Genomic DNA, 1,752 nt, shown 5'->3' with positions numbered 1-1,752 from the left:
CCCGGCCGGGATCGGTTTAGTTGTTGAATTATTCGCGGCACTGGGGGGTATAACACTACTCTGTCCACACAACCCTAAAAACGCGGGGGGGGGGGGGCCCCCCCGGGGGGGGGGGGCCCCCCGACCACGATAACACCGGGTGTCAGCCCGGCTGATCAATCAGAAATGCAGTGCATCGAACTCACGGCACATGGCCATGTGGACGTTGCCCATACCCTGCTTGATCACGGCGCTGATTCCTGTCTTCTGAGTGACGGTCAGGCTGCCACTCATGATGTTCAGGTTGGTCGGGGGGCCGAGGATGTAGTCCGGGAGAATCGATCCCGGACCGAAGGATTCGACGGCGCCCGGAGCATCCGGACCGCCTCGCTCCACAGCCAGGCCCACACTGTCGTCCAGGGTCTTCCGATGTGGCACGTAGAAGTGCAGCGTCGTTCCCTGCGGAACCATGAACTGCCCCGTATTGCTACCGAAGGTCCCGTGTCCGGAGAAGACGGTTTCACCGTCCGCCCGACGTCCCTGCGTCACGCTTTCCGGGCCCTTGTTCTCCACGCCGACATTCTTCTGGTCCCGCCCCTTGACCACGAGCGGTTGGTTGTTCGCATCCTTGCGACCGACCCGCTTGGACGAGGCGCCGGATCCCCGGTCGGCCGACTTGGCAACTGCCTTCTTTGCCTTCTGGACAGCGTTTCCGGTCTTCTGCGCCGCCTTCTTCGCGGCTCTGGTCGCGGCCTGTTGCGCCTTCTTCTTGAGTTGCGCGGCCTTCGCGGCGGCCTTCTTCTTGGCCTCCGCCGCCTTGCGGGCGGCCTCCTTGGCCTTGCGGGCCATTTCGAGGATCTTGCGGGCCTTCTCCTTGGCCTTCATCAGGGCACTGATCGCACCGGCGATCCTCTTCACCGCGCTGAGGATCTTGGGAATCTTGCTGACCTTGTACCACGGCACGGCTTCGAGGAAGAGGCCGCCGCATGCCCAGAGGTCACCGCGCGAGAAGCAGTTCACGACCGAGTTCCAGCCGACGAACTCCTTCAGAGCCGCCCAGCCGACGCTCAGGATGATGTCCGCGATCGACGTGTTGAGCTGCTTGTTCGCCCAGGCCACCTCGGAGTTGGACGGGCCACCGAAGTCGCTGCCGCTGGACTCCGACGCCAGCCCCGTGGGGTCGGCGAAGGTGATCGGGTTGTTCTCGCAGTACACGTACCCGTTCATCTGGACCGGATCGTTCAGATCCACCAGCGGGTCCGGCGAGATGAACCGGCCGGTGTGCGGGTCGTACTCGCGGGCGCCCAGGTGGACGAGGCCGGTCGACCGGTCGTCGTCACCACCGATGTAGCCCTTGTGGGAGCGCCAGGTGTTGTGCTCGTTGCGCTTGACGCCGAACGGGTCGAGCTTGTTGAACTTCACCGCGTTGCCCGCGGCGAGCGTCACCTCCGCGTACGACGTGCCGTTCTGGTCGGTCGCCTGCATCGTCAGCGTGGACGAACCCGTGCCGTACGCGCTGCGCATGACGGTGGGCGCGCCCGGCTGGGCGTAGTAGCGCTCGGTGTAGGCCGGGGCGCCGTTGGCGGCCATGGACACCGTGGTGTCGCCCAGGTACAGGGTGCGCTCGCTGGCGTTGACGGCCATCAGCCGACGCCCGGTGGCGTCATAGATGTAGGTCGTCTCGTTGGCGGGGACCCAGGACTGGGCGGTGCCGTTGGTGTCGCAGGTGGAGAGCTGGAGGTCGGTGCCGCTGGCCGAGTTGGCCCCGGGAAC

1 protein-coding gene is annotated in these 1,752 nt (G+C 65.5%); it reads right to left on the bottom strand.

Translation table 11 applies throughout. The features are described 5' to 3' along the window. Positions 1–159: 159 nt before the first annotated feature. Positions 160–1,752 (bottom strand): RHS repeat-associated core domain-containing protein (locus ACGF5U_RS31715; RefSeq protein WP_392718890.1); only part of this gene is annotated, 1,593 nt, incomplete at its 5' end.

Origin of the sequence: Streptomyces sp. NPDC047886, from assembly GCF_043204435.1 — a bacterium.
Classification (GTDB): Bacteria; Actinomycetota; Actinomycetes; order Streptomycetales; family Streptomycetaceae; genus Streptomyces.
Note: the sequence above shows the minus strand (reverse complement) of the source record. Positions and strands in the feature narration are given on the sequence as shown.